The 17,587-nt window shown below is 36.6% G+C and carries 15 protein-coding genes; 3 read left to right on the top strand and 12 right to left on the bottom strand.

The genetic code is table 11. The features are described 5' to 3' along the window. Positions 1-384 precede the first annotated feature (384 nt). The 9 genes from FFM71_RS00110 to hflX form a co-directional block, all read right to left on the bottom strand. A complete protein-coding gene (locus tag FFM71_RS00110) occupies positions 385-1,716 on the bottom strand; it encodes a replication-associated recombination protein A (protein ID WP_137610148.1) in 1,332 nt (443 codons plus the stop codon). A gap of 12 nt (positions 1,717-1,728) precedes the next feature. Continuing rightward, positions 1,729-3,042 carry an MFS transporter gene (locus FFM71_RS00115; protein WP_137610149.1) on the bottom strand — a complete coding sequence of 438 codons (1,314 nt, stop codon included), beginning with the start codon at positions 3,040-3,042 and terminating at the stop codon, positions 1,729-1,731. Between the two features lie 12 nt (positions 3,043-3,054). After that, positions 3,055-3,567: a DUF1440 domain-containing protein gene (locus tag FFM71_RS00120; protein WP_137610150.1), complete on the bottom strand. Its 513-nt coding sequence runs from the start codon at positions 3,565-3,567 to the stop codon at positions 3,055-3,057. A 1,636-nt stretch (positions 3,568-5,203) separates the two neighbouring features. Continuing rightward, positions 5,204-6,130, bottom strand: coding sequence for an ABC transporter ATP-binding protein (locus FFM71_RS00125; RefSeq protein WP_137610151.1), 927 nt, complete (start codon positions 6,128-6,130; stop codon positions 5,204-5,206). Further along, positions 6,130-7,176, bottom strand: coding sequence for an ABC transporter ATP-binding protein (locus tag FFM71_RS00130; protein ID WP_137610152.1), 1,047 nt, complete (start codon positions 7,174-7,176; stop codon positions 6,130-6,132). The genes FFM71_RS00125 and FFM71_RS00130 overlap by 1 nt, the downstream gene beginning before the upstream one ends. 16 nt (positions 7,177-7,192) lie before the next feature. Beyond that, positions 7,193-8,218, bottom strand: coding sequence for an ABC transporter permease (locus FFM71_RS00135; RefSeq protein ID WP_137610153.1), 1,026 nt, complete (start codon positions 8,216-8,218; stop codon positions 7,193-7,195). After that, positions 8,218-9,150, bottom strand: coding sequence for an oligopeptide ABC transporter permease (gene opp3b / locus FFM71_RS00140; RefSeq protein WP_137610154.1), 933 nt, complete (start codon positions 9,148-9,150; stop codon positions 8,218-8,220). The genes FFM71_RS00135 and opp3b overlap by 1 nt, the downstream gene beginning before the upstream one ends. Before the next feature lie 23 nt (positions 9,151-9,173). Then, the gene (locus tag FFM71_RS00145) at positions 9,174-10,811 is read right to left on the bottom strand and encodes a peptide ABC transporter substrate-binding protein (protein ID WP_137610155.1); all 1,638 of its coding nucleotides are present in this window, start codon (positions 10,809-10,811) and stop codon (positions 9,174-9,176) included. A 141-nt stretch (positions 10,812-10,952) separates the two neighbouring features. Next, on the bottom strand, positions 10,953-12,245 hold the full coding sequence (hflX, locus tag FFM71_RS00150) for a GTPase HflX (protein ID WP_137610156.1): 1,293 nt from the start codon (positions 12,243-12,245) through the stop codon (positions 10,953-10,955). A 679-nt stretch (positions 12,246-12,924) separates the two neighbouring features. Here hflX and FFM71_RS00155 point away from each other — a divergent pair. Together FFM71_RS00155 and FFM71_RS00160 are read left to right on the top strand one after the other, a co-directional pair. Further along, positions 12,925-13,209 carry a bacteriocin immunity protein gene (locus tag FFM71_RS00155; protein ID WP_171000419.1) on the top strand — a complete coding sequence of 95 codons (285 nt, stop codon included), beginning with the start codon at positions 12,925-12,927 and terminating at the stop codon, positions 13,207-13,209. Between the two features lie 334 nt (positions 13,210-13,543). Next, positions 13,544-14,791 carry an MFS transporter gene (locus FFM71_RS00160; RefSeq protein ID WP_137610158.1) on the top strand — a complete coding sequence of 416 codons (1,248 nt, stop codon included), beginning with the start codon at positions 13,544-13,546 and terminating at the stop codon, positions 14,789-14,791. Here the strand turns inward: FFM71_RS00160 and FFM71_RS00165 are convergent. Beyond that, positions 14,786-14,992: a hypothetical protein gene (locus FFM71_RS00165; RefSeq protein WP_137610159.1), complete on the bottom strand. Its 207-nt coding sequence runs from the start codon at positions 14,990-14,992 to the stop codon at positions 14,786-14,788. The genes FFM71_RS00160 and FFM71_RS00165 overlap by 6 nt on opposite strands. 444 nt (positions 14,993-15,436) lie before the next feature. On the opposite strand from FFM71_RS00165, the gene FFM71_RS00170 reads away from it, so the two are divergent. Then, positions 15,437-15,787 (top strand): hypothetical protein, encoded by a 351-nt coding sequence (locus tag FFM71_RS00170; RefSeq protein WP_137610160.1) that lies wholly within the window; start codon positions 15,437-15,439, stop codon positions 15,785-15,787. Between the two features lie 467 nt (positions 15,788-16,254). Here the strand turns inward: FFM71_RS00170 and FFM71_RS00175 are convergent, their stop codons facing one another. Together FFM71_RS00175 and FFM71_RS00180 are read right to left on the bottom strand one after the other, a co-directional pair. Beyond that, the gene (locus FFM71_RS00175) at positions 16,255-16,842 is read right to left on the bottom strand and encodes a hypothetical protein (protein WP_137610161.1); all 588 of its coding nucleotides are present in this window, start codon (positions 16,840-16,842) and stop codon (positions 16,255-16,257) included. Positions 16,843-16,979: 137 nt separating this feature from the next. Further along, positions 16,980-17,582 (bottom strand): hypothetical protein, encoded by a 603-nt coding sequence (locus FFM71_RS00180; protein WP_137610162.1) that lies wholly within the window; start codon positions 17,580-17,582, stop codon positions 16,980-16,982. Between the last annotated feature and the right edge of the window lie 5 nt (positions 17,583-17,587).

Below are 17,587 nucleotides of genomic sequence, written 5' to 3' on the forward strand. Positions count from 1 at the left end.
TATGCGGACCGATCCGAGCCTTAGAAGCGGTCTCGAATCTCGGTTTGGAGACTTTCCATAGACCGGAAAGTCTCCAAACACGCCCGGTGGTGTAACGGCTAAAGCCGTGACGCCACACCCACAGCAAGTAAATATTCTCAGCCCTTCCGACTAATTTTATTAGTCAGAATTATTTCTGATGAAGTCAGATTTTTAAATTTTGATTATAGGAAAATTACAGACAAAAAGAGTTGTATCACACTTAAAGAACCAAATAATTAGGGGCTAGGTGTGATACAACTCTTTTTTGTTAGTTTTAATATTTAGCTATTGACACAAATATTTTAAAAATAATTGTTGAAATACTTCTATCTTCTTGAGTGAAAAAATGACTTCTTTTTCTAATTATTCGTTGTCGCGTTTATGATGCCACTGGTTGATATATTCCAACCGTTGCTTGAATAATTTTTCTTTACCTTGTTCAGTTGGATGGTAGTACTGGCTATCCTTGATTTCTTCGGGAATAGTTTTCATGTTCGTTAATTTATCTTCATAGTTATGAGCTAATTCATAATCTTTACCATAACCAAGGTTTTTCATCAGCTTAGTTGGAGCATTTCTAATTTGTAATGGTACTGGTAAGTTGCCGTACTTTTTAATGTCTTTTTCGGCGGCCAGGACGGATTTATAAACTGCATTCGATTTAGGAGCAACTGACAAATAGATAACTGTTTCCACTAAATGGACATTGCATTCGGGCATTCCCAGAAATTGGCAAGCTTGAAAGGCATTGATAGCAACGTTTAGAGCGTTAGTATCGGCTAAACCAATATCTTCACTGGCAAATCTGACTAGGCGACGTGCGATATAGAGTGGATCTTCGCCACCATCAAGCATTCTCATGACCCAATAGATGGCCGAATCGGTATCACTGTTACGCATTGATTTATGTAAAGCTGAGATGATGTTGTAATGCTCTTCACCATTTTTGTCATAACGAAGAGATTTTGTATTTAATAATGGCCGGACGTCGTCGGATTTTACTTGAGCGACTTTGTCCTTTGTTTCCGAGTTAATAACGGCCATTTCTAATGTATTTAGAGCCACACGGGCATCGCCATTGGCATAAGCTGCAATCAATTCCAACGTATCTTTATCTAGTTCAACTTTTAATTTTGGAAAGGCTTTGGGATTCTTTAACGTATTTTGTATTAACTGGACTAGATCTTCAGTTGTTAGAGATTTGAGAACAAAAACTTTGCAACGGGATAAGAGGGCTGAATTGATTTCAAAGGATGGATTCTCAGTGGTTGCCCCAATTAGGGTGATACTACCTTTTTCAACGAATGGTAAAAAAGCGTCCTGTTGTGCCTTATTGAACCGATGGATTTCATCGATAAAGACAATTGTCTTTTGTCCCATCTCTCGATTCATTTCAGCCTCTTTCATGACTTTCTTAATATCATTGATACCGCTAGTGACAGCACTAAAAGTGATGAAATTAGATTTAGTTTTTTTGGCGATGATTTCGGCCAAGGTAGTTTTACCGACCCCCGGAGGTCCCCAAAAAACTAATGAAGGAATATTATCTTGATCAATGATGTCACGAAGAATTTTATCCTTGCCAATTAAGTGTTGTTGGCCGACAAAATCCTCTAGTGTCGTGGGACGAACCCGATTAGCTAGAGGTGAATTGTCATCGTTATTTTGATTTGCAAAAAGCGATTCTTGTTGCATTTTAAACCTTCTTTACGAAATAGCTTCTTTAATTTTAGTTTCATTATATCCCAAAAGAATTAAGAACATGATGACGTATAAAACTAAGGGGATTAATGCGTAATTTAAATTAATGGCGGCAATAGTTTGAGCTGATTGGGTCTTATTGGAGACATAACCTGACATCTGGAGTGATTCGGCAGTGATCAGACCACCTAATCCTAGTCCTAAGTTAACGCCAAAGTCATCAGTTGAAGCAAGCACACCTTCAGCTTGAATACCCATAGCAGTACCATAACGAATCGTGTCAGCAATCATAATTGAAACTAGTCCGATAATAAATCCGCCACCGATACAGTTGATAAAGATACCTGTAAATAAAACTGGTAAGTTTTCTGTATAAGCCGCAAAGGTAATGATTATTTGACCGATGAAAGCTGTCACGATGCCTAAAAGCATGGTATTTTTCTTACCTAATTTAGCCGAGACGAAGTAGATTGCTACGACACCAATTAAAGCCGTTAATGTAAAACTATTGGCTAGTGAAACGAGTCCTTCATTGTGAATAATATATTTGAAATAGTAAATCGTTGTTTGATTTTTAATAGCAGTCGTTAACCAATATAGGAAGATAACGATGGAAATGACGATCCAAGGTTTATTTTGCCGCAACATTTTCCAAACTTCAGAAAGTGGTTGATGACTGATTTCTTTATTCGTATAGCGTTCACGAACATGGAAGAAAGTATTCAGTATCAAAATGAGTGAAATGATACTGAAGAGGATGATAGTTCCTAAGAATCCTTTTTGCTGATCACCTTTACCAAATAAGCCTACTAGAGGGATGGTAAAGACTGCCACGATAATTTGAACAGAACTACCAAAGAATTGCCTGATAACGCCCAGGAGAGTTGTTTCCTGTTCATTGTCAGTCATAGTGGGTAGAATCGATGTGATTGGTAAGTTAACAGCGGTGTAGAAGAATCCCAGACCTAGGTAAGTGACATAGGCCCAAAGTAATTTCCCTGAGTGTGGTAGGAAATTGGGAGTGACAAAGGTTAAGACAGCAAAAATTACGTAAGGAAATGAATACCATAAGAAAAATGGTCGACTTTTACCCCATTTAGAATGAGTATTGTCGATCATAATTCCAATAAGTAAGCTTTCAAAAACATCGGCGGTTCTGGCTACAACAAAAAGAATTGCAACTTCACTAGCCGTCAGACCGAAAACGTCGGTGTAGAAGAAAAGTAGATAAGTGGTCATCATTTGGAAAACTAAATTGTCTGCCGCGTCGCTTAGTCCATAACTGATTCGTTCAGTTAACGAGGTTTTCCATCTATTCATTAGTAGGAAGACCTATTTTTGCGTAGTTAAACGGCGATAGAGTTCACGTCCAACGATATCGTTTGTCCACATCCAAGCGATATGACCGAGAGCTTCAGAAATGTGTTCTTCAGTAGGTTGATCTTTAGCAGATGGGACTGTCTTCATCATTGGCATGATTCCAATATGAAAGGCGACCCAAATTGCTAGACCGAAAATGGCACCAGAACCCTTTCGGATAAATGGTGCGTATTCTGAAAGGACCTCATAGATAATAGCAAAAGAAGTTGAAAAGCCAAAATGCATCAAAAAGCTGGCCCAAGGCATTTGGTGACCAGAGTAAGTGTAAGTTCCACGAGTGATTTTTTTAGGAATCCCTGCTTGTTCCATCAAAGTCTGTGGAGGATTTACAGCATCACGTTCTGGAGTCCGAGGAGGCAAAACATTTTCCCAACCTAATTTAACAAAACCTGAGATGATACCAGCGGCCGTTCCAGCCACAAGTGCTGCCTTCAAATCGACCTTTTGATCTTTAGTTAATTTCATAATATGACGCCTCTCTTTTGATAAATTTACTAATTAAAGTATAAGCCAGAATTAATTCTAATTCAGGTAATTAGTCTTAGGTGGGAGTGCGGGATATGCCGCAGATTCATTATGATCTGCATACTTGCTATGATGGAGACGGTAAGTCATAGTTTCTTCATACATTGTTATTAATTACTTCGTACTTTGGAAACTATATATTCATAATTTCCCGTTATTATATAACCATAGTCAAATAACAAAGGAACAAAGAGGTGACCGGATGAACAAACAATTCATTTCCAAATTGAATAACATGAATTAATTTAATCCCTTAAAATATTGAAATCCCTTATTAAAAAACTAAAAAATATATCTCCCCCCTAATAGATATATATAAAAGAATTTATTTGAAAGAAGTGACCCTATGAAATTGGAAACCCCCGTAAGAAATTATTTTCTTAGATAACACTCACTTTACACATGAATAGAAATAAACCCCTATATAAATAATCTATTTTTAAATGTTTAACCCCCTTATAAACACATAAATGAAACTTTCATATCTCCCCCCTATAGATATAAAGTTAATTTCCTAAAAACAGTTCGATATTTATTCCCCGTAAATATCCTAAAAATAAAAATCTACTTTAATTAGTAGATTTTTTTGTTGTTTTCTAAAGGTTGAAGGTTTAGTTAATTATGCCGTTTCCAGAGCTGAAAGTATTCATATGCTGCGCGGTACGATCCGAGCCAAAAGGCGGTCTCGAATCTCGGTTGAAGCCTCGCAAAACCCGCGAGTCTTCAACGCGCCCGGTGGTGTAATTGCTGAAGCAATTACACCACATTCGCTGCAAATGAATACTTTCAGCTCTTCCAACTAGTTTTTTAATAATAAGAATGTCCAATTGTAATCTTTTTGCTATTTAAATAAATTGAATTTATGACTGTAACAACAATAGCTATATCACTTTTTCACCTTTCAACATTCAGTTAATAATTGATTAACTGGTATCGACCCATAATGATACATATGTTAAGTGAAGTGAAAATTGTAATATTTATTATATATGAGATTTTAAATAATAAGATAGCCAAAGGTTTAGAGGAAGAAAGCCCGCAGTGAAAGTGCTGTTATGGCTTTAGCCATTACAGCACAGGACGTATTTTGAGACGAGGTTTTCGGCTCAAAATCGAGGGTCGAGACCGCACCCCAGGCTCGAGCCGGTCCCACAGCAGGCTTTCTTCCTCTAAACCTTCGGCGGCAGTGAACACAACAGATAACAATTTTTCTTCACATTTAATTAGTAATTCTTTCGAAGTTTCCAAACGATTACTTCATATTTTCCCGTTATTATATAAGCATAGTCAAGAAACGAAGAGGTAACTCGGAAGGCTATAAAAGCACCATTTTAAATCGATAATAAAAATTTAAAAGATAAAACAGATTTTTTCAAATATATCTCCTTCCCCCCTGATATATAAAAGAATTTTAAATGAATAAAAAAGGAAGAATAGCTTATGAAAGAGACAAATACAAAAAGAGCTGGCCGCAAGGCTAGCTCTTTTCTTATGTAAAATAATATTTATTTGGTATTGGATTTGGATTTGTCAGACGTAATAGAATCAGGCAATGTCTGCACGCATCACCAGGGTTCTATTTTTTATATGTAGCCGCTTCTTCATTGCTGCAATAAAGGAAGTGGCCAGGTAGTACTTCTTGTAGTCGTTGATCATCTTTGAAGGGACTCTTGTGATCAAAATCAATTCTGGTACGTCTCTTTTCAATCTCTGGATCAGGGACCGGAATAGCTGATAAGAGACTTTGAGTATAGGCGTGCAAGGGATTATTGTAAATCTCATTGGAATCTGCCAACTCAACAATTTTTCCACGATACATAACAGCGATACGATCACTGATGTATTTAACCATGGAAAGGTCATGGGCGATGAATAAGTAAGTCAAACCTTGTTTCTTTTGGATATCTTGCATCAAGTTAACAACTTGAGCCTGAATAGAAACATCAAGGGCTGAGATAGGTTCATCGGCGATAATAAATTGGGGATCAACTGCCAAAGCACGGGCAATTCCGATACGTTGACGTTGGCCACCAGAGAATTCATAAGGGTAACGTGTCATATGTTCAGGATTCAAGTTAACCATGTCGAGCAATTCGCGGACTCTAGCATCACGCTCTTGGTCGTTCTTAACTAAACCATGAACATCAAGGCCTTCAGCAATAATATCCTTAACTTTCATTCTAGGGTTCAATGAGGCATAAGGATCTTGGAAAATCATCTGCATTTCACGACGGAATTCCTTCATTTTAGGCCCATGAGCTTTAATTTTACTAATATCTTGGCCATTGAAGAAGATATGACCATCAGTTGGATTATAAAGTCTGATAATACTACGTCCAGTAGTACTCTTACCAGAACCAGATTCACCAACTAGTCCAAAAGTTTCGCCTTTATAAATATCAAAGGAAACATCATCGACAGCTTTGACTTCGTTAGGTTTACCAATGTTGAAATATTGTTTGAGATTTTTTACGGATACGATTACTTCTCTTTCATCTGCCATTATTTAGCATTGCCTCCTAACTGTTCAAATTTTTTGAAACGATTGAGAATCGCTGCGGGTGGTGTAACTTTTGGTGCATCTGGATGAAGCAACCAAGTGGCTGCAAAGTGGTTCTTTGAGACCTTAAAGAAAGGAGGCTGTTGTTCTTCATCAATTTGCATAGCGTAAGCGTTACGTGGTGCAAAGGCATCACCCTTTGGTGGATCCAATAGGTTTGGTGGTGTACCAGGAATTGAATTCAAACGCGCATCTTCATTAGTGTCAAGAGTAGGCATTGAATCCAAAAGTCCCCAAGTGTATGGATGTTGAGGATTATAGAAGATATCTTCAACTGAACCATATTCAACGAAACGACCAGCATACATTACAGCTACACGGTCAGCGATACCAGCAACAACACCCAAATCATGGGTGATAAAGATAATGGCAGTACCGATTTTTTGTTGTAATTCTCTTAAAAGATCAATGATTTCTGCTTGAACTGTAACATCCAAGGCAGTTGTAGGTTCATCGGCGATAAGAATTTCAGGGTAATCAACAATAGCAATTGCAATAACGATACGTTGACGTTGACCACCAGAAAATTGGTGGGGGTAGTCCTTCATTCTGGCAGCTGGATTAGGAATACCAACTAAGCGAAGCACTTCCTCAGCACGTTTCATGGCATCTTTTTTGGAAACGTTGTTGTGAATCAAGAGTGGTTCAGCAACTTGTTTTCCGATTGTCATTGTAGGGTCAAGCGAAGTCATGGGATCTTGGAAAATCATGGAAATTTTGTTTCCACGAATATTATTCATTTCTTTTTCACTCTTTTGTAAAAGATCGTCCCCGTGATAGAGGATTTCACCTTTAGAAATAGTGGCATTTGAAGCTAATAATTGTAAGATTGAACGAACTGTGATGGACTTACCAGAACCAGATTCACCGACAATAGCTAAGGTTTCACCGGCATTTAAATGGAAGCTAACACCACGAATTGCATGGACGGTACCATTATAGGTATCAAAGTCGACATGTAAATCTTTTACTTCTAGAATTTTATCCATTTCGATTTCTCCTTAGTTAATGATCAGATGATTGTGGGTCAAAGGCATCACGTAGACCATCACCAAGTAAGTTAGTGGCAATCATGATAATACTCAAGATAATAGCTGGAGCCCACATCTGATATGGTAAGAATCTGAAGGCTTTTTGACCATCTGATAAAAGTGTACCTAATGATGCATTTGGTGCAGGAATACCAATACCAATGAAACTTAAGAAAGCTTCGAAGAAAATGGCATTCGGAATTGTAAACATTGTTTGAATAATAATTGTTGAAGACAAGTTAGGAATCAAGTGTTTTGTAGCAATTTTCATTGAAGGTTCGCCCAAAGTTCTAGCAGCTAAAATATATTCTTGCTCTTTTAACTGGAAGGTTTGCGCTCTGACCAGCCGGGCCATTGTAACCCAACCAGTAATGGCAATCGCAATAACAATTGATGTCAAACCTGGTTTTAGAACGATCATCATTAAGATAACCACGATCAAGTTAGGGATTGAAGAAACGATTTCAACGATACGTTGCATGAATGTATCAGTTTTGCCGCCTTTCCAACCAGAAACGATACCATAAGGTACTCCAATTAGAAGGTCAACTAGAGTAGCAAGTACAGCAACGACTAGTGATAGACGAGTACCGTAGATAATTCTTGAAAGTAGATCACGTCCAAGGTAGTCAGTACCAAGAATGAATGATGTTCCTTTAGGGGCACCTGCTTGTTTGTAAGCATCAACCATCTTGCCACCCATATTTTGATAACCATTCATACCAGGGATATTTAAGTTACCTAATTTAGGAGGTAGGTTAGACAATGTAACTTGTTGTGCGTTGGGATCGTGTGGTGCGATAACAGGGGCAAAGATTGAGATTAAAACAATAATTGAAAGTAGGGTCAAACAAACGACCGCAACTTTATTTTTGAACAGACGACGACGAACATCTTGCATATATGTCAATGAAGGTGTACTGATCTTTTCTTGTTCAGCATTGTTTTCATCATGAACTAATTTAAATTTTTCCTTCGGAATTTGAGGGATTTGTTCCATTATTCTTTACCTCCGTTTCCTAGTCTAATTCTTGGATCGATTAGTCCGTAAAGGATATCGACAATCAAGTAAACTATGATTAATAAGAATGAATAGAAGATTGTAAGTCCCATGATAGTAGGGTAATCGTTAGTTGTAATCGACTTAACGAACTGTTCACCAATACCAGGAATCGAGAAAATATTTTCAACAACCATTGAACCAGTCATAACTGAAACAGCCATAGGACCGATGATTGTAACAACTGGAATCAAAGAGTTACGTAGCGCATGTTTAGCAACGACTCTCCAACTTGAATTACCCTTTGATTTGGCTAATTCGATGTAATCACTACTCATAACATCAACCATCTCGGTTCTCATAAACCGGGCGACAGTACCTAGAGGTAAAGCCGATAGAGCTAATGTTGGTAGGATACTTGATTGGAAGTTGTCCCAAAGAGCAACTGGGTAAATCTTCCATTTATAAGCTAGGTAGAACTGTAATAGAACAGCTAGAACGAAAGATGGAATTGATAAACCGAGAATAGAGATGAATGTTGCAAGAGTATCAACCCATGTGTTTTTACGAATAGCGGCAACGGCACCAAGTAAGATACCAAAGACCGTACCAACAATCATTGCTTGAGCACCAATTTGCATTGATGGAGCAAGTCTTTGACCGATTAAAGCTGTAACAGGTTCATTGTTGAATTGGAAGGATGTACCTAAGTTACCATGTAACAAACCGACCATATAACGAACATATTGAACACCTACTGATTGATCCAATCCATACTGTGCTTTAACAATCTTCAATTGATCTGCCGACATACGGTTCTGGTTAGAGAACGGTGTACCAGGAAGCATTTTCATTAAGAAGAATGTTAAGGAAGCGATGATGAACAGGGTCAAGAATAAATAAAGTATTCTTTTGAGAATATATTTAGTCATTATTTAATCTCCCTCACCTATGATTATTTTTTATAAACAGTAACTAAGTTGTAACTACCGTTTGGAGTCATTTGATAATTCTTGATGTTAGATCTAGTTAAGTTAGCTTGATATGACTGATACAAAGGAATAGCTCCTTGATCGTCAGTTAAAATCTTAGTTGCTTGCAAGAGATCTTGCCATCTGGCGTCTTCATCAGTCGCATCAGTAGTTTTAGATTTCTCAATTAAAGCATCGTAAGCAGGATTTGAGTACTTACCATTATTTTGTGAATTACCAGTTGTAAAGATATCCAAGAATGTAACAGGATCTGGATAATCGGCGTTCCAACCAGTAACAACGATATCGAATTGACCTGATGTTGATTTGTCTAGACGTGATTTAAATGGCACGTTTGATAAAGTAATCTTCAAACCAGGTAAATTCTTTTCGAGTTGACCTTGAATGTATTCGTTTTGCTTCTTAGCATTGTCTGTATCATCACCTAGAAGTGTGAAACTCAAGTTCTTTTGACCGGTTTCTTTAATACCTTCGGCCCAAAGCTTTTTAGCTTCAGTTGGATTGTATTCAGTGTACTTGTTAGAAGCTTGGAGAACTTTTTCTTTAGTGAAATCAGTTTTCGTTGTTGGATTATATGACATACCAACTGGGACAAGTGTGTGTTCAATACCACCAGTTTTACCAAGGACGTTATTTGTTAATTGATTACGATTGATAGCCATTGAAATAGCTTGTCTGATTTTTTCATTTTGGAAGAATTTATATTTCTTTTGGTTAAGTTCAAGATAGAAATTAGCTGTTTGCTTATCAAGTGAGAAAGTCTTGTAGTTGGATACTTGACGAGCTGTGTCACCACCGAGTTTTTCAAGACGGTTGATTCGGTTAGTGTCGTAAAGGTTAAGACCAGTATTGGCATCCTTAACAACGTAATATTTGACTGTCTGTAATTTAACAGCTTTGGCATTCCAGTAAGACTTGTTCTTAACTTCAGTCCAGCTGTTGTTTGAAACATTCCAGTTAACCAGTTTGAAAGGTCCGTTAAAGACCATGCCGGCACTCTTTAATCCGTATTGTTTACCTGCAGCTTCAACTGAAGGTTTGTATTGAGGGAAGAAGGTTGAACTGGCCATCAATGTATTGAAGTAAGGAATAGCATCCTCCAAAGTAACTTGGAGAGTGTATTTGTCCAAAGCTTTAATACCTAAAGTATTAACTGGCTTCTTACCGGCGTTGATCTTGTCAGCATTTTTGATACCAGTATAGATATAGGCATATTGTGAGGCTGTCTTAGGATCAACGGTTCTGCGCCATGCATAAACGAAATCATTAGCTGTAACAGGCTTGCCATTAGACCACTTAGTTTTTCTTAAATGGAATGTATAAGTTTTACCATTATTAGTTGGCTTAACAATTTCTTTGGCAATGGCAGGCTTTAATTCTTTACCATCGTAACGGTAGAGACCTTCCATTGTGTTGGTAATATTTTGAGCACCGATAACATCAGTGTTCATTGATGAATCCATTGTGGCGATAACATCACTAGAACTAATAGAAATAGTATCATTACTATCTTTTTCTGTTGATGAACCACAACCACTCAGAACTAATGCAAATAGAAATATCGGTAACAATGCAAAGAAATACTTCTTCTTGAAATTCATTGTTCATCCTCCCTAAAATAATTATTCTTAGAATACACTAATGAATATTAAAAGTGAATACCCTTAATTAGAAAAATTCTAATGTTTATAAAATGATAATACATTCTGTACAAAAATGCAAAGAAAAACAGAGATATCTGCTTAATCAGATACCTCTGTTTGGATGTATTTATTAAATCTTTCTAATTCTTCAGGGCTTAGATTAGCGCTGATCAAGGAACCGTCATTGGTAAACTCTTTTTTGATTACTTGAGAATTTTTCAATATTTCTTCAGCGACCTTCTGATCACTGTATGGAATCAATAGTTCGGCTTGTTTGTAATGATTGAAAACTTTTATTTTAATTAGATCAACTAATTTTTCAATCGATTCCTTATCGATGGCTGAATAATAAATATTATCGCCTTCGATAACAGGGAATTGTTGGCCAGGTTTGAGGTCGGCTTTGTTGAAAGCGTAAATCATAGGTTTATCAACGACACCAACTTCCTTCAAAGTCTTCTCAGTAACTTCAATCATGTTTTGCCAATGTTCATCGGCAACGTCAATAACTTGAATCAACAAGTCGGCGTTTTGAGCTTCCTGCAAAGTAGTCTTAAATGATTCAACTAGGTTGTGGGGAAGTTTGCTAACAAAACCAACCGTATCAGTCAGTAAGAAACTTGAATTATCTTCCAAGTCAATTCGACGAACGCTGGTATCAAGTGTAGCAAAGAGCATATCCCTTTCAAAAACCTTGCGATCTTGTGAGTCGTCCTTGTTAAAATTCAAGATTCCATTCATGGTCGTTGATTTACCAGCATTGGTGTAGCCGACTAGTGAAACCAATGGAAGGGATGTGTTAGTACGACGTCTACTTTGGACATCAATTGTTTGATCGACCGTTTTGAGTTCGTTACGTAAAGCAGTGATACGTTTTCTGATCACACGTCTATCTAATTCCAATTTAGATTCACCAGCACCACGGTTAGCTAAACCGCCTGATGATGATTGTTGATCCAGCGGATTACCAGATGGGTGAATTCTAGGTAGTTGATATTGCATTTTGGCAATTTCAACTTGAAGTTTAGCTTGTTTAGTTTGAGCTCGGTTTGAGAAAACTTGGAGGATCAATTCTGTTCGATCCATAAAAATCAATTTTGTTTCTTTTTCCAAGTTTCTGATTTGTGAAGGTGTCAATTCATCATTTAAAACGATAATTTGCACATCGTCAGCGTTGGCAATCTCTTTGATTTCGGTGACTTTACCAGAACCGAAGTAGGTTTTGCCACTGACGCTGTTGACGTTTTGGATAATTGTATCAGCCACTTCCATGTTGTTAGCCTCTACTAAAGCGGCTAGTTCTTGCATCGTATATTCAAAGTCAGGCTGTAGGTGGCTAACTCCGGCAACGATAACGCGCGTTTTTTCATATGTTAATTTAGATTCTGTCATAAACTCTCCTGGTGGCACTAATTACCCCAGGGTAACAATGCCAATTTATTATTTATTGGTTGAAATGATATCAGTCTTTAAGCGCATGATTGCGAATACCATCCTTTCGATAAGCTGTATAAATAATACCATGGAAGAGCTTTTTGCGCTATATAATAGGTAGAAAACGATTTCTTGAGCTTGGGGATTGGAAATATGCCACCATCAGTCGGAGGCTAGTTTGTCTTTTTAACTAAAGGTTGAAAGTTTAGTTAAGTATGCCGTTTCCAGAGCTGAGAGTATTCAATTGCTGCGCGGAACGGCCCGAGCCTGGGAAGCGGTCTCGAACCTCGGTTGAAGCCTCGCAAAACCCGCGAGTCTTCAACACGTCCGGTGGTGTAATTGCTGAAGCAATAACGCCACTTTCGCTGCAAATGAATACTCTCAGCTCTTCCAACTTGTTGGTTTTTTTAATGAAAGGAATAATAAAGCAAAACTCCTGATTATTTATATAAATTAACTCTAGGTCGGTAACAACAATGGTTATATTAGTTTTTCACCTTTCAATCTTTACTTTTTTATTCAATTATTTCTTTATTATATGAGTTCAGGACTTAATAATAGTGTGTTCAAGATATATTGATTCTTGTAAGAGTGACATTTAGTAGTATTGTGATAATAAATGATACGAGGCAATATTATGGATAAAAATGAATTGATGAAATTAATTGATAATGCCGCTCAGGATGAAACTGTTAAGAGCGACCAAGGATTGTTCAACGCTTTGATGTTAGCTTACAAAGATTTGGATAATGATGAAGAAGAAATTAGATGCGTTGTTCGAAAATTAGGTGGTGTTGTTTCTACTTACTTGATGACACATCAATATAAAGCTCCACAGGATCTTATGTTATTGGCAAAGGCTATTCAAAAGGATGACCAGAGCTTCTGGAAAGGCACTGGAATTAGTCATTTATTCTGGTAATGAATAAGCAGTTAATCTTAGGTATTTCTGAGATTAACTGCTTTTTGTTTTATAAAAATCAGAAGGTCGAATGTCTGAAATGTGTTTAGTCATATCAGTGCGTCTGGAAGTACTTGTTAAAAAAGCGGAAAATTATTAACGTTCTAATTAAATTAAAAAATTGTTTTTTTTGTTCATTGAATTATAATCTACACATGGTTTGGTTATCACAAAACGCTGATTTAATCAGAGCCGTTGATCGAACTTTAAAATTAGAGAAAAGTTAGAATGCTTTATTGTCTGCAAATTTATTTTGGCGAATCAGTACTAACTTTATACGAAAAGGGTCCTTATTATGGGGAAACAAGTAAAATCGGGAGTTCAAATATCTTTAGCGACAAGTAGTTTATTTATAGGATCCTTTGTTAGTGAACTTTTTACGTTTGCTTTGGGGATGTACGTGCTCAAGTTTTATAAATCCAGTATCCTATTCTCATTGATAATTTTTATTGGTCCATTTTTATCATTTATTTTTAGCCCATTCATCGGACACTTGGTTGACCACTTTGATCACAAAAGGATTGTTATTATTGCGCAGATCTCCAGTACTTTAGTCTTATCGATTGCCACATATTTTCTATTTGTTGTTGGAAATAAGACGTATTTTCCAGCGATTATTGTAGTTTTGGCAGGGTTGTTGGAACTTTGTGATTCGTTTCAATCCACAGCTTATAAGGCCTCGACCACTGGAGTTGTATTGCCAGCTGATCAGCAGAAATTAATTGCGCTGGAGCAAGGTGTAAATATTATTGCAAGTTTGGTGAGTCCAATTCTTGGCGGAAGTTTGTTCGCTGTTATTCCAGTGATTTCTTTCTTTATCCTGGATATTATTGGAGAAATCGTGGCTTTAATTTTGATATTATTTCTTGATTTTAATTTTGCCGGAGTTGTTAAGGTCAATGAGAAACCCGTGGAACAATCGATACTTTTGGACTCAAAAGAAGCTTTGTCATTTATTAAGAGTGACAAAATATTGACTTCAATGGCAATTTTCGGTATCCTAGCCAATTTCAGTATGGCGGCAATTAACGTTGGTATACCTTATGTGTTAGTTACTTTGTTTAATATGAAGACAACACTCTTTGGTATAGTTCAAGCATTGTCAGCAGTGGGGATGTTGACGGCTAGCATTCTGTGGAGTGTAAAGCATGTCAAAACCAGTTTAACCAGAATGACAGGGATATTTGGATTATTGACGACAGCAAGTTTTATTTTGTTCTGTTTACCGCTTTTCACAAAATTGAATATTTTTTTCGTATACGCAATTTCGATGTTAATTTTAGGAATGTCTGTTACTTCAATAAATATGCCAGTCTCAATATATATCAGAACGAAAATCCCGTTTGAAATTCAAGGACGAGTAAATGCTTTTTTCAATTCAGCTGTAAGTGTCCTGACACCAGTTGGAACAGCAGTTTTTGGCATACTATTCAACAAAGTTTCGCCGATTATATTGTTTGGAATCACCGGTGCAATTTTATTGATACTTTCCATCTTCATGTTGTCCGTTGGAACTGAAAAAAAAACGACCAAAACCCTATAGAATAGGATTTTGATCGTCATCTTTTTTAGGCTTAGGTTTGCGGAAAAGGCTAAGTAGTAAGAAAACAATACCGGAAATGAAAAAAATGGCATCAACTAATATCCAAGTTGATTTAATAGAATGAGCGGTAAAAACGATGCCAACAACGAACATAGCGACAGCGTACCAAAAGTTAATGGTCTTATAAAACAATTTATTCATATATATAATCTCCAAAGTAATAAAAATGTATACGTTTTATTATACACCTAAAGGTTGGAAGTTTAGTTAAGTATGCCGTTTCCAGAGCTGAGAGTATTCAATTGCTGCGCGGAATGATCTGAGTCAAAATGTGATCTCGAACTTCAGTTGAGGCAGAGCAAAATCCGCGGGCCTTCAATACTCTGGATGGAGTAAGGACTAAGGTCCTAACACCACTTTTGCTACAAACGAATACTCTCAGATTTTCCAACGAAGTTATTTTTTTAATGGCAGGAACAATAAAACAAAGACCACTTAATTAAATAAATTGGCCCTAGGCTTATAACAACAATGGTTATATTAATTTTTTCTCGCGACTGGAGGCGGCAGATATAGAGAAAAGTGAGCTAAAGCATATCTATTATTAAGGAAATCAGTTATATTTATATACGGGTGAAAAGACAAATGGAATATTCTAAACAGAAGTTATTGCTATCGATATTGATGAATTTCGATGAATCATTTAACAAACAGATTAATGAATCAGCGATTAATCAAGAGATGGGGCAATTTATCAAGCTATCTGTCCAAGAACTCTCGGAGAAACAATATCGTGGTTCGCTTTTTGATAAGAAAATTGATCAACTCATTAGTAAGGTCAATCATGAGCGTAATACGAATAAATTGATTTTCAATGATTATACAGGTCGACTTTGGGACCAAATCTTACAAATAAAACAACGGACAACTAGCTTTGAAACAGCCTATTCTTTGATAGATATCCTAAGTACAAAAAATGCCTCTCTTAAATTATAAGAGAAGCATTTCTTTGTTAAAATTATTAAAAGTATGCCGTTTCCAGAGCTGAAAGTATTCATATGCTGCGCGGTACAATTCGAGCCAAAAGGCGGTCTCGAATCTCGGTTGAAGACTTACCCAGAACCGGTAAGTCTCCAACACGCCCGGTGGTGTAAGAGTAAAGTTCTAACGCCACTTTCGCTGCAAATGAATACTTTCAGCTCTTCCAACTAGTTTTTTAATAATAAGAATGTCCAATTGTAATCTTTGCGATTGTAATCTTTTACTATTTTTACTATTTAAATAAATTGGTAAATAAATTGAATTTAGAACTTTCACAGCAATGGGCACATCAATTTTTAATCTTTCAATCTTTCGCTATAAGGATAAAAATTTATTATTATTCAATCAGGAACACTAAAAAAGCAGTTGCTTTTCACTTGGTGAAATATTTCCGAGTAAATAACAACTGCTAATTTTTATCATCAGTTAAAGCTGATTTTATGGTTCGGGTAATTGATGATTTTAATTTGAGCATCATCGAGGCTGTCGAAGAATTGATTTAATTTTTCGATAGTTTTTTTACTGCCGTAAGCATAATCGCGAGAAACACTTAATTTAATAGTTTGACCATCTTTCATGATTAATTCCAAGTCAATCGGATTTTTTATCATCGAAAGTATTGGCGTCAAAATGGCGTAGTAAGCTGTAACTTGTAGAGGAACAGTTATTTCTGCAGGATTAGCGATTTTACCAGTGACAGTAATTGATTGGATATCCTGTTTATTGATAGTTGTTAATTGATTTTTAAATGGGAAAAGCATCATTTGAAGTCGATTTGAGATTTTGTGAGTATCGTTATAACGGATCATATCGTGGTCAGCTTCCCAATAATTGAACGTCATAGGCAAAGTTGATAAGTAATAAACGAAGAAAATAACACTGAAAACTAGGATACTAAGTAAATAAGCAGTGAGCCAATTAAATTTAATCGCCGCACTAAGTGGAATTAACGTAAAGAATATACTAACAAGTAGTGGTCTATAAGTAACTTTCTTACCGAATTTTAACATGATAATTACCTTCCTTTTTTGAAGTATGCATTCATGAATGGTTTCCTTGTTTACAACTAAATTATAGGAATCATGAGGGTAATAATGCACGCACTTATCGGTTGCAAGTATGTCTGAGACCGTTATAACGATAAGAATCAGACGGTAGGAGTTGAAAGATGTTTTCTATCTTCAGGTATCTTTGCTTTTACGGGAATAGTTCCCAGACTTTTGAAGAAAGCATCAAGTTTATCAAGCGTATCGTCACGACTATAAGCATAATCACGAGCAACACTCAATTCAATTGTTGAATTATCTTTTAGAGTCAAGACGACACTATCTGGATGATGAATCATGGATAGAACTGGTGAAAGAACTGCTGGCCCGGCTCCGAAAGGAATCGCCATGGGCATTTCATAATTGGTACTCAGATCACCAATTACCGTTGCTAATTTAATGTCGCTTTTTTTGATAGTCACCATTTTAGCAGCGAATGGATCCACCATACCTAAGAGACGATATTTCCAGGTCTGAATGTCACAATATTTAATCTCATCGGTATCAGATGTCCAATATACGAATAAAGTCGGTATATTCGGGAAATAATAGGCAAAGAAAACATATAGAAAAAATGGTAGTCCGATTAATAGTCCTAAAAAAAACGATTTAAAAGAGTCTCCTGCTGCAACTGCTGGTAATGCAGCGATTAGTAGGCTGATAAGTAGTGGTCTGTAATTTATTTTCTTGCCGAATTTCAACATAATAA

The organism is Companilactobacillus huachuanensis (assembly GCF_005404815.1).
In the GTDB taxonomy this organism is placed as follows: domain Bacteria; phylum Bacillota; class Bacilli; order Lactobacillales; family Lactobacillaceae; genus Companilactobacillus; species Companilactobacillus huachuanensis.